The organism is Pseudomonas sp. YuFO8 (genome assembly GCF_035065025.1).
In the GTDB taxonomy this organism is placed as follows: Bacteria; Pseudomonadota; Gammaproteobacteria; order Pseudomonadales; family Pseudomonadaceae; genus Aquipseudomonas; species Aquipseudomonas putida_AE.
Genome location: NZ_JAXDEQ010000001.1, coordinates 360380 through 383028, shown reverse-complemented (window position 1 = coordinate 383028; position 22649 = coordinate 360380). Strand labels below are relative to the sequence as shown.

Sequence of the window (22649 nt, the reverse complement as noted above, 5' to 3'; positions counted from 1 at the left end):
CGCCCAACCCCCCGGACAGTGGCATGTCGCGAAACGACAACTTGCCGACAGCCACCGCCGCACGCCAAGATAGGCGCAGCATTCAGGAACCCAAGCATGAAATTTTGCAGTCAGTGCGGCAACCCGGTGACCCAGCGCATTCCCGAAGGCGATTCACGCCTGCGTTTTGTCTGCGACAGCTGTCACACCATCCATTACCAGAACCCCAACATCGTCGCCGGTTGCGTGGCGACCTGGGGCACCCAGGTGCTGTTGTGCCGCCGCGCCATCGAGCCGCGCCGGGGCTACTGGACCCTGCCTGCCGGCTTCATGGAAAACGGTGAGACCATCGAGCAGGCGGCCATTCGCGAGACCGCCGAGGAAGCCTGCGCGCGGGTGCGCAACCTGAGCATCTATACGCTGATCGACGTGCCGCATATCAGCCAGGTGCATGTGTTCTTCCGCGCCGAGCTTGCGGACCTGGATTTTGCTGCCGGTCCCGAGAGCCTGGAAGTGCAACTATTCGACGAAGCCGACATTCCTTGGGACGAGCTGGCTTTCCGCACGGTGGGCCGTACCTTAGAATGCTTCTTCGCTGACCGGCGGACCGAGGTCTACCCCGTGCGGTCCGAATCGATCCCGCCGCTGGCCCAGCCTGTCATCAGTTGATGTCATCTTGGTATCATCGTTAGGCGCGCAAAGATCGTCCGAACTCGGCCGAACCCTCGGCAGCGCCTGCAAAAACACCTATAAATAGATATATAGTCGCGACACCTCCTGGGGAATCGTTTCAATGCGCTGGTTGCTTGCCCTGTTCTTCTTGTCGTTCGTCACGGTGTCCCAGGCTACTGCCATGGAGCCCATGAACGGCAAGGTCATCGAGAAAATCCTGGTTCTCAAGTCTGCCCATCAATTGCAATTGATCAACGACGGCAAGCCATTCAAGACCTATCGCATTTCCCTGGGCAAACGTCCTCAGGGACCGAAACTGATGGAAGGCGACAAACGCACGCCCGAAGGTTTCTACTGGATCGACTGGCGCAAGGTCAGCGACCGCTTCAACCTGGCCATGCACATCTCCTATCCGAACATCAGCGATTCCGCCCGCTCACGACGCGAAGGCGTCGATCCCGGCGGCATGATCATGATTCACGGCACCCCGGACACCGAAGAAAACCCCGAGCACCTGTTCCACACCCTGGACTGGACCGACGGTTGCATCGCCATGCGCAACATGGACATGCGCGAGATCTGGAACCTGGTGCCGGACGGCACGATGATCGAAATTCGCCCCTGACATCCCGCAGAAGCGTTCCCATGCCGTGGGAACGCTGTCCGTTCTGATCGACGCGCCATGCCTGCAACGGGCAAATGGCCAGGACCTGTCCAGATCCTGAACGCTCCCCGAATATCCCCTCCCCCATTGAAACCACCCAAGGCCTGCCCCATCTAAGACCCATACCCCATTGCGCAGGTGCCCCATGAGCGACCAGCAAGCCTTCCCCGAAGACCCCAGCGAATACGCCGACCCGGAAAACACCGAACACCACACCACCGGCAAGGGCCTGGCCCTGCCCGGCCAGAACCTGCCGGACAAGGTCTACATCATTCCGATTCACAATCGCCCCTTCTTCCCGGCGCAGGTCCTGCCGGTCATCGTCAATGAAGAACCCTGGGCTGAAACCTTCGACCTGGTCGCCAAATCCGATCATCACTCCCTGGCCCTGTTCTACATGGACACCCCCCAGGAAGATCCGCGCCATTTCGATACCTCGGCCCTGCCGCTGTACGGCACCCTGGTCAAGGTGCACCACGCCAGTCGCGAAAACGGCAAACTGCAATTTGTTGCCCAGGGCCTGACCCGTGTGCGCCTCAAGACCTGGCTCAAGCACCATCGCCCGCCTTACCTGGTGGAAGTCGAATACCCGCACCAGCCCACCGAGCCGACCGACGAGGTCAAGGCCTACGGCATGGCGCTGATCAATGCGATCAAGGAACTGCTGCCGCTCAACCCGCTGTACAGCGAAGAGCTGAAGAACTACCTCAACCGCTTCAGCCCCAACGATCCATCCCCACTGACCGACTTCGCCGCCGCCCTGACTTCGGCAACCGGCAGCGAACTGCAGGAAGTGCTCGACTGCGTGCCCATGCTCAAGCGCATGGAAAAAGTCCTGCCGATGCTGCGCAAGGAAGTCGAGGTCGCGCGCCTGCAGAAAGAGATTTCCGCCGAAGTGAACCGCAAGATCGGCGAGCATCAGCGCGAGTTCTTCCTCAAGGAACAACTCAAGGTCATCCAGCAGGAGCTGGGGCTAACCAAGGACGACCGCAGCGCTGACCTCGAACAGTTCGAACAGCGACTGGTGGGCAAGGTCCTGCCAGCGCAGGTGCAGAAACGCCTCGAAGAAGAAATGAACAAGCTGTCGATCCTCGAAACCGGCTCGCCGGAATATGCGGTCACCCGCAATTACATCGACTGGGCGACCTCGGTGCCGTGGGGCGTATACGGCGAGGACAAGCTCGACCTCAAGCACGCGCGCAAGGTGCTGGACAACCACCACGCCGGCCTCGACGACATCAAGGACCGCATCCTCGAATTCCTCGCGGTCGGTGCCTACAAGGGCGAAATCAGCGGTTCCATCGTGCTGCTGGTGGGGCCGCCGGGCGTGGGCAAGACCAGCGTCGGCAAATCCATCGCCGAATCCCTCGGCCGACCGTTCTACCGCTTCAGCGTGGGCGGCATGCGCGACGAGGCCGAGATCAAGGGCCATCGCCGCACGTACATCGGCGCACAACCGGGCAAACTGGTGCAGGCGCTCAAAGACGTCGAAGTGATGAACCCGGTGATCATGCTCGACGAAATCGACAAGATGGGCCAAAGCTATCAGGGTGACCCGGCCTCGGCGCTGCTGGAAACCCTGGATCCGGAACAGAACGTCGAATTCCTCGACCACTACCTCGATCTGCGCATGGACCTGTCGAAAGTGCTGTTCGTCTGCACCGCCAACACCCTGGATTCGATTCCCGGCCCCTTGCTGGACCGGATGGAAGTGATCCGCCTGTCGGGTTACATCACCGAGGAAAAAGTCGCCATCGCCAAGCGTCACCTGTGGCCGAAACAGCTTGAGAAGGCCGGCGTATCGAAAGGCAGCCTGAGCATCAGCGACAACGCCCTCAAGGCACTGATCGACGGTTATGCCCGTGAAGCCGGGGTCCGTCAGCTGGAAAAAAACCTCGGCAAACTGGTGCGCAAAGCCGTGGTGAAGCTGCTCGAAGATCCGCAAGCAACAATCAAGATTGGCCCGAAAGACCTCGAATCGTCCCTGGGCAAACCGGTGTTCCGTAACGAGCAAGTGCTGTCCGGTACCGGCGTGATCACTGGCCTGGCCTGGACCAGCATGGGTGGCGCCACCTTGCCGATCGAAGCGACGCGCATCCACACGCTCAACCGCGGCTTCAAACTCACCGGGCAACTGGGTGAAGTGATGAAGGAATCGGCGGAAATTGCCTACAGCTACGTCAGCTCCAACCTGAAGTCGTTTGGCGGTGACCCGAAATTCTTCGACGAAGCGTTCGTCCACCTGCACGTCCCGGAAGGCGCCACGCCGAAAGACGGCCCGAGCGCCGGTGTGACCATGGCCAGCGCCCTGCTGTCCCTGGCCCGCAACCAGCCACCGAAAAAAGGCGTGGCCATGACCGGCGAACTGACCCTGACCGGGCATGTACTGCCGATTGGCGGGGTGCGTGAGAAGGTGATTGCAGCGCGGCGGCAGAAGATTTTCGAGCTGATATTGCCGGAGGCGAACCGGGGTAATTTCGAGGAGTTGCCGGAGTATCTGAAGGAGGGCATTACCGTGCATTTCGCCAAGCGGTTTGCGGATGTGGCGAAGGTGCTTTTCTGATGTTGCTGTAGCGACTGCGCTACCGCTATCGCTGGCAAGCCAGCTCCTACAGTGGCCGGCGGTGCTCACTAAAGGTGTGTCCACCGCAAAACCCTGTAGGAGCTGGCTCGCCAGCGATGGCGTCAGCCCTGCCACCGCTACCTTCGGCGACTGTCACAATTTGTCTCATCTCGGTTATGCTCGCCGTTCGTCGTGAACGCCGGAGCCACCGACCCTATGTCCCCCACTCGCCTGTTAATCCCCCTCGCACTCGCCTTGCTGGCCGCTTGCGCCACGCAACCTGCGCACAACGTGACTGTGGAAAAACAAAGCGAATGCCCGGTAAAACTCACCAGCGGGCAAAACCTGATCCTGACCCTGCCGAGCAATCCGACCACGGGTTATCGCTGGTCCATCCAGGATTCTGCCGGTGGCGTGCTGCACGCGCTTAGCCCCGAGGTCTACAGCAATCCGGAAGATGCCGGCGTCGTTGGCGCTGCCGGTGTGTCGACCTGGCGGTTCCAGGCGTTCGCCACTGGCACGGGACGTTTACGCTTGACCTCGCAACAACCCTGGGCCCCGGAAGTGCTGCCGGCGGATGCCTTCGACTGCGCCATTTCGGTCAACTGACCGTGGGCTGGCTGATTCTGGCTCTGATGGGCGCGGTGACCTTTCTTTATGGCCTGAGCGTTCACGCCTCCCTGCTTTGCCTGCTGGTCAAGCCGCTGCCGGTCCTGGCCCTGCTCGGCTGGCTGCACGACGCACCGCCCAGCGAGTATCGGCGCTGGATCAGTCTTGGATTGATTTTCTCCCTGGTCGGCGACGTGTTGCTGGCTTGGCCGGGGGATTTGTTCGTGTTCGGCCTTGGGGCGTTTTTGGTCGCGCATCTGGCGTATCTGAAGGCTTACTTGAGTGACTGCAAGCGGCTGGCCCTGTTGCCACTGATGCTGGCCCTCGGCGTTGGCGTGGTGTTGCTGGGAATACTGATCTCTCACGGGCTGGGGCCTTTGCTGATTCCGGTGATCGTCTACGGCCTGGCGATCAGCGCCATGCTCTGGCGTGCGCTGGCCCGACTCGGTACCGATGTGCCCAAGCGTTCGGCACTGCTGGCTGCCGCAGGGGCCGTGGCGTTTGTGTTTTCGGATAGCGTGATTGGCATCAGTCGGTTTGTGGTGCCGTTCGAGGCTGCGGCGTATGTGATCATCCTCAGTTATTGGCTTGGCCAATGGGGTATCACGGCATCGGCGTTCGATCAGAAACCGCGTTGACCCCTTCGCGAGCAAGCCCGCTCCCACATTGAATCTGTGTCGCACACAAAACCACTGTGGGAGCGGGCTTGCTCGCGAAGGCGGTCGGACTGGACACGCCGATTTCAGAACTGCCCCCCTTCGGTTTATCAGACAACCCGCGCATCCCCGCGCCAACTTGGCTAAAATGCCGGCCTTTTCCACATCCACCGCCGGAACCGCCGTGAGCAAAGAATCCGATCGCCTATTCGCCCAGCCTTTGGCCCAGGTGCCTGACTTCGCCTTCAACGAGGACGTGGTGCGGGTGTTCCCGGACATGATCAAGCGCTCGGTGCCGGGTTACCCGACCATCGTCGAAAACCTCGGTGTGCTTGCCGCGCAGTTCGCCCAGCCCAACAGTGTGCTCTACGACCTCGGTTCGTCCCTGGGCGCGGTGACCCAGGCGCTGCGTCGCCATGTGCGCACCGAGGGTTGTCGCGTTATCGCTGTGGATAACTCCGCCGCGATGGTCGAGCGGTGCCGTGAATATCTGAACGGCCAGGACTCGATGTTCCAGGAGTTGCTGCCGGTGGAAGTGATCGAAGGCGACATCCTCGCCCTGGAATTCAAACCTGCCTCGGTGGTGGCTTTGAACTTCACCCTGCAATTCATCGCACCAGATCAGCGTACCGCGTTGCTGTCGCGCATCCGCCAATCGCTGTTGCCCGGTGGCGCATTGATTCTCTCGGAAAAACTGCGCTTTGAAGACGAGCAGGAGCACGCGTTGCTCACCGACCTGCACGTCGCCTTCAAGCGCGCCAACGGCTACAGCGAACTGGAAATCGCCCAGAAGCGCAGCGCCATCGAAAACGTCATGAAACCCGACAGCCTCGAAGAGCACCGCGAACGCCTGCTGGCCGCCGGGTTCTCGAAAGTCGTGCCGTGGTTCCAGTGTCTTAACTTTGCCTCGTTGATTGCCTTGCCATGATAGATCTGTCCCCCCTCGCCCGTCGTCTGGCCGGCACGCCGCTGGCTGATTGGGCCAACACCCTGCAGCAGCAACTCGACAAGAAAATGGAGAAGGGCCACGGCGACCTGGAACGCTGGCAGAGCGCGCTGGACGCCCTACCGAAGATCCAGCCGAGTGAAGTTGATTTGCTCAACGGCTTGAAGCTCGACACCGATTGCGACGATGAAACCCGCGCACAATTGCGCACCGCGCTGATGGGCTTGTCACCATGGCGCAAAGGGCCGTTCGACCTGTTTGGCGTGCACGTCGACACCGAATGGCGCTCGGACTGGAAATGGTCGCGGGTCGCCCCGCACCTGGACCTCAAGGGCAAGCGCATCCTCGATGTCGGCTGCGGCAACGGCTATTACATGTGGCGCATGCTCGGTGCTGGCGCCGACAGCGTGATCGGCGTCGATCCGAACTGGTTGTTCTTCTGCCAGTTCCAGGCGGTTCAACGTTACTTGTCAGAGCCGAATGCCTGGCACCTGCCCTTCCCGTTCGAGGACCTGCCGCCGAACCTCGAAGGGTTCGACACGGTGTTTTCCATGGGCGTGTTCTACCACCGCCGCTCGCCGATCGAGCATTTGCTGGCGCTGAAGGATTGCCTGGTCAAGGGTGGTGAACTGGTGCTGGAAACCCTGGTGGTCGAAGGCGACAAACACCAAGTGCTGGTGCCGGAAGACCGCTACGCGCAGATGCGCAACGTTTGGTTCCTGCCGTCGGTGCCGGCCCTGGAGTTGTGGCTGCGGCGTGCCGGGTTCAGCGATGTGAAATGCGTGGACGTGAGTGTGACCACTGTCGAGGAACAGCGCGGCACCGAGTGGATGAAGTATCAGTCGCTGAGTGATTTCCTTGATCCGCAAGATCACAGCAAGACGATTGAAGGGCTGCCGGCGCCGATGCGGGCGGTGATCGTCGCTCGCAAGTAAGCCATTCTCCAGATCAATGGAGATCAAAATGTGGGAGCGGGCTTGCTCGCGAAAGCGGTGTGTCAGACAACAACCATGTCGACTGACACACCCTCTTCGCGAGCAAGCCCGCTCCCACATTAGTTCAGTGTTCAGTCTGAAGGTTTGGCTCTACGGGCCTTGAAGAACTCACTTAAAACAGCCCCACACTCTCCTGCCAACACCCCCCCTTCATACAACACTCGATGGTTGAGAAAGCCCTGGGTGAAAAACTGCCCCTGGCTCTGAACAATCCCGGCTTTGGGTTCCAGCGCGCCATACACCACCCGTGCAATCCGTGAATGCACGATCAACCCGGCGCACATGCTGCACGGCTCCAGCGTCACATACAGCGTGCTGCCCGGCAGGCGATAGTTGCTCACGGCCTGGGCGGCAGCGCGGATCGCCACCATCTCGGCGTGGGCACTGGGATCGCTGCCGCTGATCGGGCAGTTGAAGCCACGGCCGATGATTTCGCCGTCCTGCACCAGCACGGCGCCCACCGGCACTTCGCCCAGGGCGGCGCCTTGGGCCGCCAGCGCCAGGGCTTCACGCATGAAGTCGCGGTCACGGCTGCGGTCGATGATGGCGGCGGGACGAATCTGACGCATCACGCCACCTCGATAGCGGCCATCAGGCCGGTTTCCATGTGGTCGATCACATGGCAATGGAACATCCACACGCCAGGATTATCCGCCACCAGCGCCACCTGCGCCCGCTCGTTCTTACCCAGCAGGTAAGTGTCGGTGAAATACGGGATGACCTTGTGCCGGTTCGAGGCAATCACCTTGAAGCTCATGCCGTGCAGGTGAATCGGGTGCTGATACTGAGTCATGTTCTTCAATTCGAAAATGTAGCTCTTGCCCTTCTCGAGCTTGGCGATCGGGCGGTCGGCGCAGGTCTTGTCGGTGATGTCCCAGGCCTTGCCGTTGATCTGCCACAGGCTCGGCGGCCTGCCGTTGTCGACGTTCACCGAGACCGAACCGACCCATTCGAAATTGAAGTTGAGTTTCTCGGCATTGGCCAGGTCCGGCTCGGCAATCGGGTTGGCGGGCAGCGCCGGTGGCCATTGGGTCGGCGCGTCGGTATTGGCCACTGAGCGGAACGTGCCCAGGCGTACAGGGCCATTGCGCAACGACAACTCTTCACCGGCCGGTGGCGCCTTGATCGCCAGGCAAATGCGCATGCCGGGGCCCAGCCAGTATTCCTTGCCCAGCGGCCGCGGCTCGATGGGATTGCCATCCAGCGCATAGATCTGCGCTTCGACGCCGGGGATGTTCAGGCGATAGGTCAGGGTGTTGTCGAGGTTGAGCAGGCGCACACGGGTGATCTGTCCTGCGGGCAAGTCGATCACCGCCTGCGGCACGCCATTGATGGTCGCCAGGCGCCCCGCCGTACCGCCACGGGCGGCTTCCCGGGGAATGCTGAACTCGACGAAATTGCCGACGTCGTCGACGTGCCAGCTCTTCAGGCTCAAGGTCTTTTCGTACTTGAAACCGGTGGGCTCGCGCTCTTCGATGATCAGCGGGCCGACCAGGCCGCGACCGAGCTCTTCGCTGCTGTTCACGTGCGGGTGATACCAGTAGCTGCCGGCATCCGGCACACGGAATTTGTAATCGAAGTACTCCCCCGGCAACACCGGCAACTGCGAGACGTAAGGCACACCGTCCATTTCCAGCGGCAGGCGGATGCCGTGCCAGTGAATCGTGGTGGCAACCGGCAGGTGGTTGATGAATCGCACCCGCAGCCATTCACCCTGGCGCACGCGCAGTTCGGTGCCTGGCGCCGACGGGCCGAACGCCCAGGCCGGGGTCTTGTGTCCGGCCACCAGTTCGACGTCCAGCGGTGCGGCAATCAGTTCATAGTCGTGACCGGCATCCGCGTCAGCCATCTTGCCCAGCCAGTAACGCGACGCACCGCCCGCCCCGACACCAACGACAACAAGACCAGCCAGGCCACCGAGGATTTGGCGACGGGTAAAGGACATGAACTCAACTACCTCACGTTTCAACGACAGGCCCGGGGGCCGCAAAAGGCGAATACGATACACCCGCAGTTGCGAAAGAAACAGCAAAGCGGACGTGACGACGGGCCGCAGGTACGGCTGGCTCCAATGCAAAAAGCCGCGTGAACTCTCGTTCACACGGCTTTTTATCCTGCGATCAACCCTTCAGGGCTGGTGCGGGATCACTCCCACTCAATGGTCGCCGGCGGCTTGCTCGACACGTCGTAGGTGACGCGGGAGATGCCTTCGATTTCATTGATGATACGGCCGGAAACGGTTTCCAGCAGTTCGTAAGGCAGGTGTGCCCAACGCGCGGTCATGAAGTCGATGGTTTCCACGGCACGCAGGGCCACGACCCAGGCGTAACGACGGCCATCGCCGACCACGCCAACCGATTTCACCGGCTGGAACACCACGAACGCCTGGCTGACCTTGTGATACCAGTCGGCCTTGCGCAGTTCTTCGATGAAGATGTGGTCGGCGCGACGCAGCAGGTCGGCGTATTCCTTCTTCACTTCACCGAGGATGCGCACGCCCAGGCCCGGGCCCGGGAACGGGTGACGGTAGACCATGTCGTACGGCAGGCCCAGTTCCAGGCCCAGACGACGGACTTCGTCCTTGAACAGTTCGCGCAGTGGCTCGACCAGCTTCAGGTTCATCTCTTCCGGCAGGCCGCCCACGTTGTGGTGCGACTTGATCACGTGGGCCTTGCCGCTTTTCGCGCCAGCCGACTCGATCACGTCCGGGTAGATGGTGCCCTGGGCCAGGTACTTGATGTTGTCCAGCTTGCAGGATTCGGCATCGAACACGTCGATGAAGGTACGGCCGATGATCTTGCGCTTCTTCTCCGGGTCGGCTTCGCCGGCCAGGTTACCGAGGAACTGCTCTTCGGCGTTGGCGCGGATCACCTTGACGCCCATGTTCTCGGCGAACATGGCCATCACTTGCTCGCCTTCGTGCAGGCGCAGCAGGCCGTTGTCGACGAATACGCAGGTCAGCTGGTCGCCGATGGCCTTGTGCAGCAGCGCAGCAACCACGGACGAGTCCACGCCGCCGGACAGGCCGAGCAGGACGTTGTCGGTGCCAACCTGGGCGCGAACCTGGGCGATGGCGTCTTCAGCGATCTTCGAAGGGGTCCACAGGGCTTCACACTCGCAGATGTCGAGGATGAAGCGCGACAGGATGCGACCGCCCTGCTTGGTGTGGGTCACTTCCGGGTGGAACTGCACGCCGTAGTAACGACGCTCGTCGCTGAACATGCCGGCGATCGGGCAGCTTGGGGTGCTGGCCAGGATGTGGAAGTCTTCCGGCATGCGGGTAACTTTGTCACCGTGGCTCATCCACACGTCGAGGCCGAACAGGCCGTCGGCGTCGATGTGGTCTTCGATGCCGTCGAGCAGGCGGCTCTTGCCGACCACGTCAACGCGGGCGTAACCGAACTCACGCAGCTCGGAGCCTTCAACCTTGCCGCCCAGTTGCTCGGCCATGGTCTGCATGCCGTAGCAGATACCGAAGACCGGCACGCCCAGGTCGAAAACGGCTTGCGGGCAGCGAGGGCTGTTGGCTTCGTGCACCGACTCTGGGCCACCGGCGAGGATGACGCCTTTAGGAGCGAATTCGCGGATCGCATCTTCGTCCATGTCGAACGGGTGCAGTTCGCAGTACACGCCGATTTCACGCACGCGGCGGGCGATCAGTTGGGTGTACTGGGAACCGAAGTCGAGGATCAGGATGCGGTGGGCGTGAATGTCGAGGGCCATGATTCAGTCTCGTCTAAAAAATTCGGACACAGTCGTGATTCAGAAACAACTCGGGGCTGAATAAAACAGCCCCGGTTGCTTGATGTGTTGCTTGAAGGCTCAACCTACGCGGTAGTTTGGCGCTTCCTTGGTGATCTGCACGTCGTGGACGTGGGACTCGGCCATGCCAGCGCCGGTGATCCGCACGAACTCAGGCTTGGTGCGCATCTCTTCGATGTCGGCACTGCCGGTGTAGCCCATCGAGGAGCGCAGGCCACCCATCAGTTGATGGATGATGGCGCTCAGGGTGCCTTTGTACGGCACACGGCCTTCGATGCCTTCCGGAACCAGTTTCTCGGCGCCTGCCGAGGAGTCCTGGAAGTAACGGTCGGAGGAGCCTTGGGCCTGGGACATGGCGCCCAGCGAACCCATGCCGCGGTAAGCCTTGTACGAACGACCCTGGAACAGTTCGATCTCGCCCGGCGCTTCTTCGGTACCGGCGAACATCGAGCCCATCATCACGCAGGAGGCTCCGGCTACGATGGCCTTGGACAGGTCACCGGAGAAACGGATGCCGCCGTCGGCGATCAACGGTACGCCAGTGCCTTCAAGGGCGGCGGCGACGTTGGCGATGGCACTGATTTGCGGCACGCCGACACCGGCGACGATACGGGTGGTGCAGATCGAGCCTGGACCGATACCGACCTTGACTGCGTCAGCGCCCGCTTCGGCCAGGGCCTTGGCGGCAGCGCCGGTGGCGATGTTGCCGCCAATCACCTGCACTTCAGGGAAGTTCTGCTTGACCCAACGAACGCGGTCGATCACGCCTTTGGAGTGACCGTGGGCGGTGTCGACCACCACCACGTCAACGCCGGCAGCGACCAGCGCGGTAACGCGGTCACCGGTGTCTTTACCGGTACCGACTGCAGCACCCACGCGCAGACGACCTTGATCGTCCTTGCTGGCCAGCGGGTAAGCCTTGGCTTTTTCGATGTCGTTGACGGTCATCATGCCTTTGAGGGCAAATTTGTCGTCGACGATCAGCACGCGCTCGATGCGGTGCTTGTGCAGCAGTTCACGCACATCGTTCTTGTCGGCGCCTTCCTTGACCGTGACCAGACGCTCTTTAGGCGTCATCACTTCACGGACAGTGGCTTCCAGACGGTTCTCGAAACGCACGTCACGGGAGGTCACGATGCCGACCAGGTCGCCATTGTGCAGCACCGGAACGCCGGAGATGTTGTGCATGCGGGTCAGTTCGAACAATTCGCGCACGGTGGCGTCGGCGTCGATGGTGATCGGGTCCTTGACCACACCGGCTTCGTAACGCTTGACCTTGCGCACTTCGGCAGCTTGCTGCTCGATGGTCATGTTCTTGTGGATGATACCGATACCACCTTCCTGAGCCATGGCAATTGCCAGACGGGCTTCAGTGACGGTGTCCATGGCGGCGGAAACCAGTGGAATATTCAGCTCGATGCCACGGGTAAGGCGGGTCTTGAGACTGACTTCGTTAGGAAGCACCTCGGAATAACCGGGCACTAGGAGAATGTCGTCGAATGTCAGAGCTTCTTGGCTGATACGCAGCATCGCGGGGGCTCCCGAGCGGGAAAATGGAAGCGCGCCATTATAGTCAGACACCCCCTCGGGTTCAATGTAAAACTCTGTCTATTATCGATACGGTGATCGACGGGACATTTGAAGAGCATCGCCAGCAAGCCGGCTCCTACAAATTCGACGCGATCCTGTAGGAGCTGGCTTGCCAGCGATGAACGATAACGCGGTCCATCAGACCTGTCACAACTCCACTTTCACCCAACTCACCGGCTGATCCAGCCAATCGGCAAACTCATCGAGAAAGCTCTGCTTGAACCCCGCCTCCGCCCAGTTATTGAAGATGAAGCCCAAGTTGGAAAAGCCGCACTCCTGCAGGTACAGAAAGCCGTTGATGTCGTCTTCGTGCCCGCATTCCGGGCAAGTGAAGTTGTCGGTACGCCCAGGCATCCAGTCTTCGAGGCTTTCGAACAGCGCTTCACCGATCTCCTTGCGACACTCGGCACAACCGGCCTCGCCGAGGAATCCCTTGGCCGGTGTATAGATGCAGCGCTTGGTGACGATCTCCAGGCCATTGACCGGCTCGCCGAACGGCAGGGCTTGTGGGTGCAGGACCACATCCCTGGCACCCTCGCCGATGGCGTGGGCCATGCGATTTCCGGTGCGGCCGCAGGTGGTCAGCTCTTCGTTGATGATGTTCTTGCGCACCAGCCAACGCACGATCGCCCGGGCCCGGGGCTCGTGCACCGGCAGCGTGGAGATTTTCGGGACAATGATGCTTTGGGAATTCATGGGGCGGCCTGCTGCAACGCTTTGAAAGAAGCCCGGCAGCTTAAGCCCGGGGATTCACAGGTCAAGTACTCAAGTAACGCCCGATCAAGGCGATGCCACTGGCCAGGACCAGCCAGGTCACCAGCCGCACGAACGCTTCGCGCGACAACTTCATGGTCAACCGTCGACCGATCCACAGGCCCAGGGCCATGGCCGGCAACAAACACAGCGCCAGCACCAACAAGGGTAGCTCGGCATAGACGCCCGCGACAATGAACAGGCTCAGACGCACCACCGTGCTGCAACTGATCAGCGCACTCTGGGTCGCCCGGGCCGCTTCCTTGGGCAAGCGGCTGTTCAAATAGATCGCGTAGAGAAAGCCGCCACTGCCAAACAACGCCCCGAACATCCCGCCCACGGTGCCCATCGGCACTGCCCAGGCGGCAGACAATTGCGCCGGACGCGCTTTGATCCACAGGCTGTAGATGGCATAGGCACTGATGAACAGCCCCATCAACAGCAGCAACAGATCGGACTTGAGGTTCAACAGAAAGATCACGCCCAGGGTGCAGCCCACAGCCATGCACGGCAGTAATCGCAGCAGCTCCGGTTTTGCCACATCGCGCCGTGAAGGCAACAGATTGCCGAAGGCCGCGACAAAATCCAGCAGCACCAGCAAGGGCACGATCTTCGACAGCGGCATGAACAGGAGCAAAATCGGCCCGGCCACGAGCGCGGTACCGAAGCCCGCGATGCCGAACACGATGTAGGCCAGGGCGATGCCTAGCCCGATAACCAGCCAGTCCACAGTCCCAAAATTCCATTGCCCAAGCAAATCAACCAACATGTCCACCTTTCCCTGTAGGAGCTGCCGCAGGCTGCGATCTTTTGCTCTTGAAAATCAAGATCAAAAGATCGCAGCCTTCGGCAGCTCCTACAAGGGGGTCGTGCATTGGGCAGGAGACCTTTATCATGCGCCCCATGATTAAAGATCCCTTTGCAAGACTCGGCCTGGACCGCGAAGTCCTCACCGTCAGCCAGCTCAACGGCCGCGCGCGGGTGTTGCTTGAAGACGTTTTCAGCAACATCTGGGTCGAAGGCGAAATCTCCAACCTCGCCCGTCCGGCGTCGGGCCATGTGTATTTCACCCTCAAGGACAGCGGCGCCCAGGTGCGTTGCGCACTGTTCCGGCAAAACGCCGCGCGGGTGCGTCAAGCCTTGAAGGATGGCCTGGCGGTGAAGGTACGGGGCAAAGTCTCGTTGTTCGAGGGCCGCGGCGATTACCAGCTGATCCTCGATACCGTGGAGCCAGCCGGTGATGGCGCGTTGCGCCTGGCGTTCGATGCCTTGAAGGAAAAACTCAGCGCCGAAGGCCTGTTCAGCGCCGAGCGCAAAGTGCCGCTGCCGGCGCATCCGCAGCGCATCGGCATCATCAGCTCGCCCACCGGCGCCGTCATCCGCGACATCATCAGCGTGTTCCGCCGCCGCGCGCCGCAGGTGCAACTGACCCTGATCCCCACCGCCGTGCAAGGCCGTGAAGCCACCGTGCAGATTGTCCGCGCCCTGAAACTGGCGGATGCCCGTGGCTTCGACGCGTTGATCCTGGCCCGCGGCGGCGGTTCGCTGGAAGACCTCTGGTGCTTCAACGAAGAAGCCGTGGCCCGCGCCGTGGATGCCTGCGTGACGCCGATCGTCAGCGCCGTCGGGCATGAAACCGACGTCTCCATCAGTGACTTCGTCGCTGACGTGCGCGCGCCCACGCCATCGGCCGCCGCCGAATTGCTCGCACCGGACTCCAGCGACCTGGTGCGCCGCGTCGAAAGCCTGCATCGGCGCCTGGTGATGCGCATGCGCGATCGCCTGATGCGCGACCGGCTGCGCCTGGAAGGTATCTCCCGGCGCCTGCGCCATCCCGGCGAACGCCTGCGCCAGCAAGCGCAACGCCTGGATGACCTCGACATGCGCATGCGCCGCGCCTTCGAACGCAGCCTCAACACCCGCCGCGAACGACTGATCCGCCTGGAAACCCGCCTTGCCGGGCAGCATCCGGGCCGGCAATTGGCGATGCTGCGCCAACGTCTCGACAGCCTCGCCGAACGCCTGCCCCGGGCCATCCGCGAGGGCCTGAAAAGCCGGCGCCTGCAACTGCAAAGCCAGATGCAGACGCTGCATGTGGTCAGCCCCCTGGCGACCCTCGGCCGTGGCTACAGCATTTTGCTCGACGAGCGTGGCCAGGCGATCCGCAGCGCCGCTCAGACCCACACGGGCCAGCGCCTGAAGGCCAAATTGGGTGAAGGCGAACTGCACGTGCGGGTCGAAGACAATCACCTGACGCCCGTCACCCTTTCATTACTGGATTGATCCATGCCGCGCTTTTTAGCTCCACTGCTGTTGCTGTGCCTGACCTTCAACGCCCACGCCGACAGCTACATCACCCGCCTGTTGAACAAACCGGTGCCGGGCGGCGTGGCGGTGGTCGACCTGGGCAGTTCCGCGCAAGCGCCTAAAGCCAGCTACCAGGGCAAACCGGTGCTGGTGGTCAAGGAACAGAACAACTGGCTGGCCATCGTCGGCGTGCCCCTGACCGTCAAGCCGGGTGCACAGTCGATCAGCAGCGGCGGGCGCAATCTGGGTTTCACCGTTGGCAACAAGAAGTACCCGGAACAGCGCATCACCCTCAAGAACACCCAACAGGTCAATCCTGACCAGGACAACCTCAAACGCATCGAGCGTGAGCTGGCCGAGCAGATCGCGGCCTACCGCACGTTCAGCCCGAATACACCGAGCAACCTGCTGCTGGACAAGCCGGTCAACGGCCCGCTGTCGAGCAAGTTCGGCGTGCGCCGGTTCTTCAACGGTGAAGAGCGCAATCCGCACTCGGGCCTGGATTTTGCCGTGCCAGCCGGCACGCCGATCAAGACCCCGGCCGCGGGCAAGGTGATCCTGATTGGTAACTACTTCTTCAACGGCAACACGGTGTTTGTCGACCATGGCCAAGGCTTCATCAGCATGTTCTGCCACATGTCGAAGATTGACGTGAAGGTCGGCCAGCAGCTGGCTCGCGGTGGCGTGGTGGGTAAAGTCGGTGCGACCGGCCGGGCGACGGGGCCGCACATGCATTGGAATGTCAGCTTGAATGATGCGCGGGTGGATCCGGCGATCTTTATCGGCGCGTTTCAGCCTTAACAGTACGGTGAGGCGACCGGCCTCTTCGCGAGCAAGCCCGCTCCCACATTGAAATGCGTTCTAATGTGGGAGCGGGCTTGCTCGCGAAGGCGGCGTCACAGGCAACCATTTATTCCGCATCCAGATCCTCAATCCCATGAGCCTCCCGGTCCGCCAGGCAGTGCCTCACCCACTCCTGTGTTTCCGGTGAAAACCCGCTCAGCTCCTCGGCCGTGATCAACTCCCGCGCGCATAACCCCAGCAAATGCGACCGCGCTTCATGCCGTGAAAACCTGAACACACCAAAGGCCCAATACAGCTCTTTTTGCCCAGCCTTGAGCAACTCCTCACTGGCATCGATCCGTTCATAGGGTGCGACGCTCTTGTCCAGCACGATCTTTTCGACGTCGGACATGATCCGGGTGCACATCCGCTCATGGGCCAGCGGTCGCAATACGCTGTATAGCTTCCAATCGTACTCGTTCATTGCCGACTCCTTGTTTGCCAGTCGAGGCTTTAAGAATAGCCCCGCCACCAACAGCCGGCGCTGAAACCTTCAATTGCGCATCGCTCAAACCTCGCGCAAGCAACCTGACGATCCCCAGGGTTCCCCGCAATAAAATCTCGTTACAGATGGCCTGAAGAGGATTCCTCTCAATTTTTTTCGACTGCTTGCCATCCTTCCCCCCCGCGGTTAGGGTTGAAGGCATGAAAACCTCTCACACCCTCATTCAGCTTCGTCAGCACCGCAGTTTGTGCCTGGTCAGCGCACGACTGCCGGGCTGAATCGCGGCGCCTCATCCCAGCGTTACTCCAAGAACATATTGATCCACCGGCAGGCCGCCTTTTTTCGGCCAACACTATAAGGATTTCCCGATGAGCATGCTCAAAGACCCGTCTTCGAAATACCGCGCGTTCCCGACCATCGATATCCCGGACCGCACTTGGCCGTCGAAGACCATCACCGCCGCGCCGATCTGGTGCAGCTCCGACCTGCGTGACGGTAACCAGTCGCTGATCGAGCCAATGGACGCGGTCAAGAAACTGCGCTTCTGGAAAACCCTGGTGCAGGTCGGCGTGAAGGAAATCGAAGCGTCGTTCCCGGCCGCTTCGCAAACCGACTTCGACTTCGTGCGCACCCTGATCGAAGGCGGCCACATCCCGGACGACACCACCATCCAGGTGCTGACCCAGGGCCGTGAAGACCTGATCGAGCGCACCTTCGAATCCCTGCGCGGGGCGAAGAAAGCCATTGTTCACCTGTACAACGCGACCTCCCCTTCCTTCCGCCGCATTGTCTTCAACCAGGACAAGGACGGGATCAAGGAAATCGCCGTCAGCGCGGCCAAGCTGTTCGTCAAGTACGCGGCCATGCAGCCGGACACCGAGTGGACCTTCGAGTACTCGCCGGAAACCTTCAGCGCCACCGAACTGGAGTTCGCCAAGGAAGTCTGCGACGCGGTGATCGAGGTCTGGAACCCGACGCCCGAGCACAAGATGATCCTCAACCTGCCGGCCACCGTCGAATGCGCGACCCCGAACATCTATGCCGACCAGATCGAATGGTTCGGCCGTCACATCAACCGTCGTGACAGCGTGATCATCAGCCTGCACACCCACAACGACCGTGGCACTGGCGTTGCCGCCACCGAACTGGGCCTGATGGCCGGTGCCGACCGTGTCGAAGGCTGCCTGTTCGGTAACGGCGAGCGTACCGGTAACGTCGACCTGGTGACCGTGGCCCTGAACATGTACACCCAGGGTCTCGACCCGCAGCTGGACTTCTCCGACATCGACGGCGTGCGCAAGGTCGTCGAAGAGTGCAACCAGATCCAGGTGCACCCACGTCACCCGTACGTCGGCGACCTGGTGCACACCGCGTTCTCCGGCTCGCACCAGGATGCGATCCGCAAGGGCTTCGCCCAGCAGAAATCCGATGCATTGTGGGAAGTGCCATACCTGCCGATCGACCCGGCCGACATCGGCCGCAGCTATGAGGCGGTCATCCGCGTCAACAGCCAGTCGGGCAAGGGCGGTATCGCCTACCTGCTGGAGCAGGAATACGGCATCAGCCTGCCGCGTCGCATGCAGATCGAGTTCAGCCAGGTCGTGCAGCGTGAAACCGATCGCCTGGGCCTGGAAATGACCGCCAAGCAGATCCACTCGCTGTTGATCAGCGAGTACCTGCAAGCCAACACCCCGTACGCGCTGGTCAGCCATCGCCTGCAGGAAGAAAACGGCAACAGCGCCGTCGAAGTGGAAGTGGCGAGCAAGGGCCAGGGCGAAACCAACCTGCACTGGCGCGGCAAGGGCAACGGCGCCCTGGAAGCACTGGTGGCCGGTCTGCCGATTCCAGTGGAAATCATGGACTACAACGAACACGCCATCGGCGCGGGCACCAATGCCAAGGCAGCGGCCTACATCGAGCTGCGTGTGAATGGTGAACGTGCGGTGCACGGCGTGGGTATTGATGAAAACATCACTACTGCCAGCTTCAAGGCCCTGTTTAGCGCGTTGAACCGCTCGTTGAGCCAGCCGGAAGCGAAAGCTGCCTAAGCGATGCTGAAAAGCAAAAGGCCCCTAGGTGAGAACCTCGGGGCCTTTTTTTGCCTGATGATTTTGTGTTGCCTGTTTTGGCGCCATCGCCAGCAGGCTAGCTCCCACAGGGGAATTGTGTTGTGAACACGGTCCACTGTGGGAGCCAGCCTGCTGGCGATAGGGTCCTGTCAGGCACCGAAAATATCAGGTGAACTCGAACGTATCAGCATCCAGATTCGCCGGGAAACGCTCGCGGTAAGCAGCCAGTGGTGCCGCTTCCAGCACGGCTTTGAACACCCCATCCGCCTCCCCCGCACTGAGCAAGGTCTCCCCCTGGAAATCCAGCACCTGGCTGTCACCGGTATACGCAAAGCCTTTACCGTCGGAGCCGACGCGATTCACCGCCGCCACATAACACAAGTTCTCGATCGCCCGCGCCGGCAGCAACCGGTTCCAGTGCTGGCGCCGCGCGCCCGGCCAGTTGGCGGTGTACAGCAACAGGTCCGTGTCCTGGGCATCGCGACTCCACACCGGGAAGCGCAGGTCGTAGCAAATCAGCGGCCGTACTCGCCAGCCCTTGAGCTCGAACTGCACCTGGCGCTCGCCGGGGGTGTAGTGGTTATGTTCACCGGCCATGCGGAACAGGTGGCGTTTGTCGTAGTGCCACACTTCGCCATCCGGCCGTGCCCACAACAGGCGGTTGCGATGACTGCCATCGGCGGCCTGCACGATCACGCTGCCGGTGATCACCGCATCGAGCTTCGCTGATTGAGCCCGCAGCCATTTGCTGGTGGGGCCGTTTTCCGCTTCAGCGAGGGTCTCGGACTCCATGGAGAAACCGGTGGTGAACATCTCCGGCAGAATGATCAGGTCAGCGCCACGGGCCTGCTCCAGCAACTGCTCGAAATGCTCGAGGTTGGCCTGGCGGTCGTGCCAGGCCAGGGTGGTCTGGATCAGCGCAACGGTCAGGTTCGGCAGTGCACTCAGATCACGCATAGTTTTTCCGCTGCTTCACGCAGGGTCTCCTCACGTTTGGCAAAGCACAGGCGCACCAGGCGCTGGCCGACCGGTGGCGTCTGGTAGAACACCGAGATCGGAATACTCGCCACGCCATGTTCGCGGGTCATCCACAGGGCCATTTCGACGTCATTGAGGTCGGGGCGGATCTGTGAATAGTCAACCAGCTGGAAATAGGTACCGGTAGCCCGGGTGAAACTGAAGCGCGAAGGCGCCAGCAGATCGCAGAACAGATCGCGCTTGGCCTGGTAGAACGCCGGCAGCTCTTCAATATGTTCCGGATGCTCGGCCATGAAGTCGGCCAAGGCATATTGCAGCGGTGTCACGCCGCAGAAACTCACGTACTGGTGCACCTTGCGCAGTTCCGCCGTGAGGGCCGCTGGTGCGACCACGTAGCCGGTTTTCCAACCCGTGACGTGATAGGTCTTGCCGAACGAGCTGACCACGAAGGCACGCTGATAAAGCTCTTCATGATTGAGCACGCTGGCGTGGGACACGCCGTCGAACACCAGGTGTTCGTAGACTTCGTCGCTGACCAGGTAGATATCGCGATCACGAATCAGGTCCGCCAACTGATCCAGCTCGGCGCGGCTGATCAGCGCCCCGCTTGGGTTGTGCGGAGAGTTCAGCACGATCATTCGCGTGCGCGGGGTAAGCGCCTCGGCCAGTTTCTGGAAGTCGATGGAGAAATCATTGAGCCCGAGCTGCACATGCACGCAACGACCGCCGGCCAGTTCCACCGAGGGCTCGTAGCTGTCGTAGCACGGATCGAAGACGATCACTTCGTCGCCGCTGCGGATAACCGCCTGGATCGCGCAGAAGATCGCCTGGGTCGCGCCTGGAGTGACCGTAATCTCGTTGTCGGCATCGACGTTCACGCCATAGCTACGAGCAATCTTTGCCGAAATCTGCTGACGCAGCGCCGGCAGGCCGGTCATCGGCGAATACTGGTTGTGGCCACTGGCAATATGCCGACCGACCGCATCGCACAGGGCTTGCGGGGCATCGAAATCGGGGAAGCCCTGGGACAGGTTGAGCGCCCCGGTTTGCGCCGCGAGCTGAGACATCTGGGTGAAGATGGTGATGCCGACATTCGGCAGCTTACTGGTGATCATCGAGGAATCCCTGCTCTGCACCCGGCTCTAACGGCGGCGCGGGAGAGCCCGAGGATAGCCCAAACGGCAGGCATGAAAAAGGGCGCCATCGGCGCCCTTTCGATCCCACGGGAAAAACCTGAATCAACGCTTGTCGCGGCGCTTCTTGTCGGCCTTCTTGTGGTGCGACATCAAGCGACGCTTCTTGTTGACCTGGCGGTCTGTCAGCGAGTTCTTGTTGCCTTCGTACGGGTTCTCGCCGCCCTTGAACTCGATGCGGATCGGCGTACCGACCAGCTTCAGCACACGGCGGTAAGTGTTCTCCAGATAGCGCACGTACGACTTCGGCACTTTTTCGATCTGGTTACCGTGGATCACGATGATCGGCGGGTTCGCGCCACCCAGGTGAGCGTAACGCAGCTTGATCCGGCGGTTGTTGACCATCGGCGGCGCGTGTTCGCCAACCGCATCTTCCAGGATCTGGGTCAGGCGGTTGGTTGGCCAGCGAGTAACAGCCGACTTGAACGAGTTCTGTACGGAGGCGTACAGGTTGCCCACGCCAGTGCCGTGCAGGGCCGAGATGAAGTGGATGTCGGCGTAGTCGACGAAGAACAGCCGACGTTGCAGCTCGACCTTCACGAAGTCGCGCTCGCTCGGGGTCATGCCGTCCCACTTGTTGATCGCGATAACCAGCGCACGACCCGATTCAATGGCGAAGCCCAGCAGGTTGAGGTCGTGATCGACCACGCCTTCGCGGGCGTCCATCACGAAGATCACCACGTTGGCGTCTTTGATCGCCTGCAGGGTCTTGACCACGGAGAACTTTTCGACTTCTTCGTGGATCTTGCCGCGCTTGCGCACACCGGCGGTGTCGATCAGCGTGTACTTCTCGTCGTTACGCTCGAACGGGATGTAGATGCTGTCGCGGGTGGTGCCGGGTTGGTCGTACACGATCACCCGGTCTTCACCGAGCATGCGGTTGACCAGGGTCGACTTGCCCACGTTCGGACGGCCGATGATGGCGATCTTGATCCCGTCTTTTTCGCTCGGGCCAGGAATGCGCTTGGCTTCCTCGCCTTCGGCAACGATCTCTTCCTCGCCTTCTTCCGGCTCTTCTTCGTCTTTCGGGAATTCGCTCAGGGCGATTTCCAGCATCTGCGTGATGCCACGGCCATGGGCACCGGCGATCGGGATCGCGTGGCCCATGCCCAACGGGGCGAATTCGGCGCGGGCCATGTCAGGGTCGATATTGTCGACCTTGTTGGCAACCACGTAGGAACGCTTGTTACGTTTGCGCAAATGCTCGGCGATCATCTGGTCGGCGGCGGTAAAACCGGCCTTGGCATCTACCAGGAATAGAACGACATCTGCTTCTTCAATGGCCAGCAGCGACTGCTCGGCCATTTTTTCGTCCATACCATGCTCGTCACCGGAGATACCGCCGGTGTCGACCAGAATGTAGGAACGCCCTTGCCACTTGGCCTCACCGTATTGGCGATCACGGGTCAGACCGGACAAGTCGCCGACGATGGCGTCGCGAGTCCTGGTCAGGCGGTTGAACAAGGTGGACTTGCCGACGTTCGGTCGGCCCACCAGGGCGATTACGGGAACCATGCGGCTCTCCACTTCGTTATTTCAGAAAATACAAAAGCCGCTGCTAGGCAGCGGCTGGTGCTCGGGGCATCACTGTGCGCTTGTATGTGGGAGCGAGCCTGCTCGCGAAA

The 22649-nt window shown here is 61.2% G+C and carries 20 protein-coding genes; 10 read left to right on the top strand and 10 right to left on the bottom strand.

All coding sequences use genetic code 11. The features are described from left to right. Window positions 1-96 precede the first annotated feature (96 nt). The 7 genes from SOP95_RS01785 (at window position 97) to cmoB (ending at window position 7024) form a co-directional block, all read left to right on the top strand. Entirely contained in the window at window positions 97-648 is a 552-nt protein-coding gene (locus tag SOP95_RS01785; protein ID WP_323605726.1) for an NUDIX hydrolase, read from the top strand. Window positions 649-772: 124 nt separating this feature from the next. Then, entirely contained in the window at window positions 773-1276 is a 504-nt protein-coding gene (locus tag SOP95_RS01780; protein ID WP_274077241.1) for a L,D-transpeptidase family protein, read from the top strand. A 184-nt stretch (window positions 1277-1460) separates the two neighbouring features. Continuing rightward, window positions 1461-3878, top strand: a complete 2418-nt coding sequence (gene lon / locus SOP95_RS01775) for an endopeptidase La (RefSeq protein WP_323605724.1) — start codon at window positions 1461-1463, stop codon at window positions 3876-3878. A gap of 216 nt (window positions 3879-4094) precedes the next feature. After that, window positions 4095-4487, top strand: coding sequence for a protease inhibitor I42 family protein (locus tag SOP95_RS01770; protein WP_323605722.1), 393 nt, complete (start codon window positions 4095-4097; stop codon window positions 4485-4487). Between the two features lie 2 nt (window positions 4488-4489). Further along, window positions 4490-5125 carry a lysoplasmalogenase gene (locus tag SOP95_RS01765; protein WP_323605721.1) on the top strand — a complete coding sequence of 212 codons (636 nt, stop codon included), beginning with the start codon at window positions 4490-4492 and terminating at the stop codon, window positions 5123-5125. Window positions 5126-5291: 166 nt separating this feature from the next. After that, entirely contained in the window at window positions 5292-6071 is a 780-nt protein-coding gene (gene cmoA, locus SOP95_RS01760; RefSeq protein ID WP_274077246.1) for a carboxy-S-adenosyl-L-methionine synthase CmoA, read from the top strand. Next, complete coding sequence (cmoB, locus tag SOP95_RS01755; protein ID WP_323605720.1) at window positions 6068-7024, top strand: tRNA 5-methoxyuridine(34)/uridine 5-oxyacetic acid(34) synthase CmoB; 957 nt, start codon at window positions 6068-6070, stop codon at window positions 7022-7024. The genes cmoA and cmoB overlap by 4 nt, the downstream gene beginning before the upstream one ends. A gap of 131 nt (window positions 7025-7155) precedes the next feature. Here the strand turns inward: cmoB and tadA are convergent, their stop codons facing one another. The 6 genes from tadA to SOP95_RS01725 form a co-directional block, all read right to left on the bottom strand. Then, window positions 7156-7653, bottom strand: coding sequence for a tRNA adenosine(34) deaminase TadA (tadA, locus tag SOP95_RS01750; RefSeq protein ID WP_323605718.1), 498 nt, complete (start codon window positions 7651-7653; stop codon window positions 7156-7158). Further along, entirely contained in the window at window positions 7653-9029 is a 1377-nt protein-coding gene (locus SOP95_RS01745; protein WP_274077249.1) for a multicopper oxidase family protein, read from the bottom strand. Before SOP95_RS01745 ends, tadA begins: the two co-directional genes overlap by 1 nt. 200 nt (window positions 9030-9229) lie before the next feature. After that, on the bottom strand, window positions 9230-10807 hold the full coding sequence (gene guaA, locus SOP95_RS01740) for a glutamine-hydrolyzing GMP synthase (RefSeq protein WP_008053207.1): 1578 nt from the start codon (window positions 10805-10807) through the stop codon (window positions 9230-9232). 99 nt (window positions 10808-10906) lie between these two features. Beyond that, window positions 10907-12376 (bottom strand): IMP dehydrogenase, encoded by a 1470-nt coding sequence (guaB, locus tag SOP95_RS01735; RefSeq protein ID WP_274077250.1) that lies wholly within the window; start codon window positions 12374-12376, stop codon window positions 10907-10909. Between the two features lie 207 nt (window positions 12377-12583). Then, window positions 12584-13132 carry a sugar ABC transporter ATPase gene (locus SOP95_RS01730; protein WP_323605716.1) on the bottom strand — a complete coding sequence of 183 codons (549 nt, stop codon included), beginning with the start codon at window positions 13130-13132 and terminating at the stop codon, window positions 12584-12586. A 61-nt stretch (window positions 13133-13193) separates the two neighbouring features. Next, window positions 13194-13958: a sulfite exporter TauE/SafE family protein gene (locus tag SOP95_RS01725; RefSeq protein ID WP_323605715.1), complete on the bottom strand. Its 765-nt coding sequence runs from the start codon at window positions 13956-13958 to the stop codon at window positions 13194-13196. A 134-nt stretch (window positions 13959-14092) separates the two neighbouring features. Here SOP95_RS01725 and xseA point away from each other — a divergent pair, with 134 nt between their 5' ends. Both xseA and SOP95_RS01715 read left to right on the top strand, forming a co-directional pair. Then, the gene (gene xseA / locus SOP95_RS01720; protein ID WP_323605740.1) at window positions 14093-15472 is read left to right on the top strand and encodes an exodeoxyribonuclease VII large subunit; all 1380 of its coding nucleotides are present in this window, start codon (window positions 14093-14095) and stop codon (window positions 15470-15472) included. Window positions 15473-15475: 3 nt separating this feature from the next. Next, the gene (locus SOP95_RS01715; protein ID WP_323605713.1) at window positions 15476-16297 is read left to right on the top strand and encodes a peptidoglycan DD-metalloendopeptidase family protein; all 822 of its coding nucleotides are present in this window, start codon (window positions 15476-15478) and stop codon (window positions 16295-16297) included. 109 nt (window positions 16298-16406) lie between these two features. Here the strand turns inward: SOP95_RS01715 and SOP95_RS01710 are convergent, their stop codons facing one another. Continuing rightward, window positions 16407-16763 (bottom strand): hypothetical protein, encoded by a 357-nt coding sequence (locus SOP95_RS01710; protein ID WP_274077255.1) that lies wholly within the window; start codon window positions 16761-16763, stop codon window positions 16407-16409. Window positions 16764-17152: 389 nt separating this feature from the next. On the opposite strand from SOP95_RS01710, the gene leuA reads away from it, so the two are divergent. Next, window positions 17153-18832 (top strand): 2-isopropylmalate synthase, encoded by a 1680-nt coding sequence (leuA, locus tag SOP95_RS01705; RefSeq protein ID WP_274077256.1) that lies wholly within the window; start codon window positions 17153-17155, stop codon window positions 18830-18832. Window positions 18833-19018: 186 nt separating this feature from the next. Here the strand turns inward: leuA and SOP95_RS01700 are convergent, their stop codons facing one another. The 3 genes from SOP95_RS01700 to der form a co-directional block, all read right to left on the bottom strand. Further along, window positions 19019-19810, bottom strand: coding sequence for an amidohydrolase (locus SOP95_RS01700; RefSeq protein WP_274077257.1), 792 nt, complete (start codon window positions 19808-19810; stop codon window positions 19019-19021). Beyond that, window positions 19798-20946 (bottom strand): pyridoxal phosphate-dependent aminotransferase, encoded by a 1149-nt coding sequence (locus tag SOP95_RS01695; RefSeq protein WP_323605710.1) that lies wholly within the window; start codon window positions 20944-20946, stop codon window positions 19798-19800. The genes SOP95_RS01700 and SOP95_RS01695 overlap by 13 nt, the downstream gene beginning before the upstream one ends. 123 nt (window positions 20947-21069) lie before the next feature. After that, complete coding sequence (der, locus tag SOP95_RS01690) at window positions 21070-22539, bottom strand: ribosome biogenesis GTPase Der (protein ID WP_274077259.1); 1470 nt, start codon at window positions 22537-22539, stop codon at window positions 21070-21072. Window positions 22540-22649 lie beyond the last annotated feature (110 nt).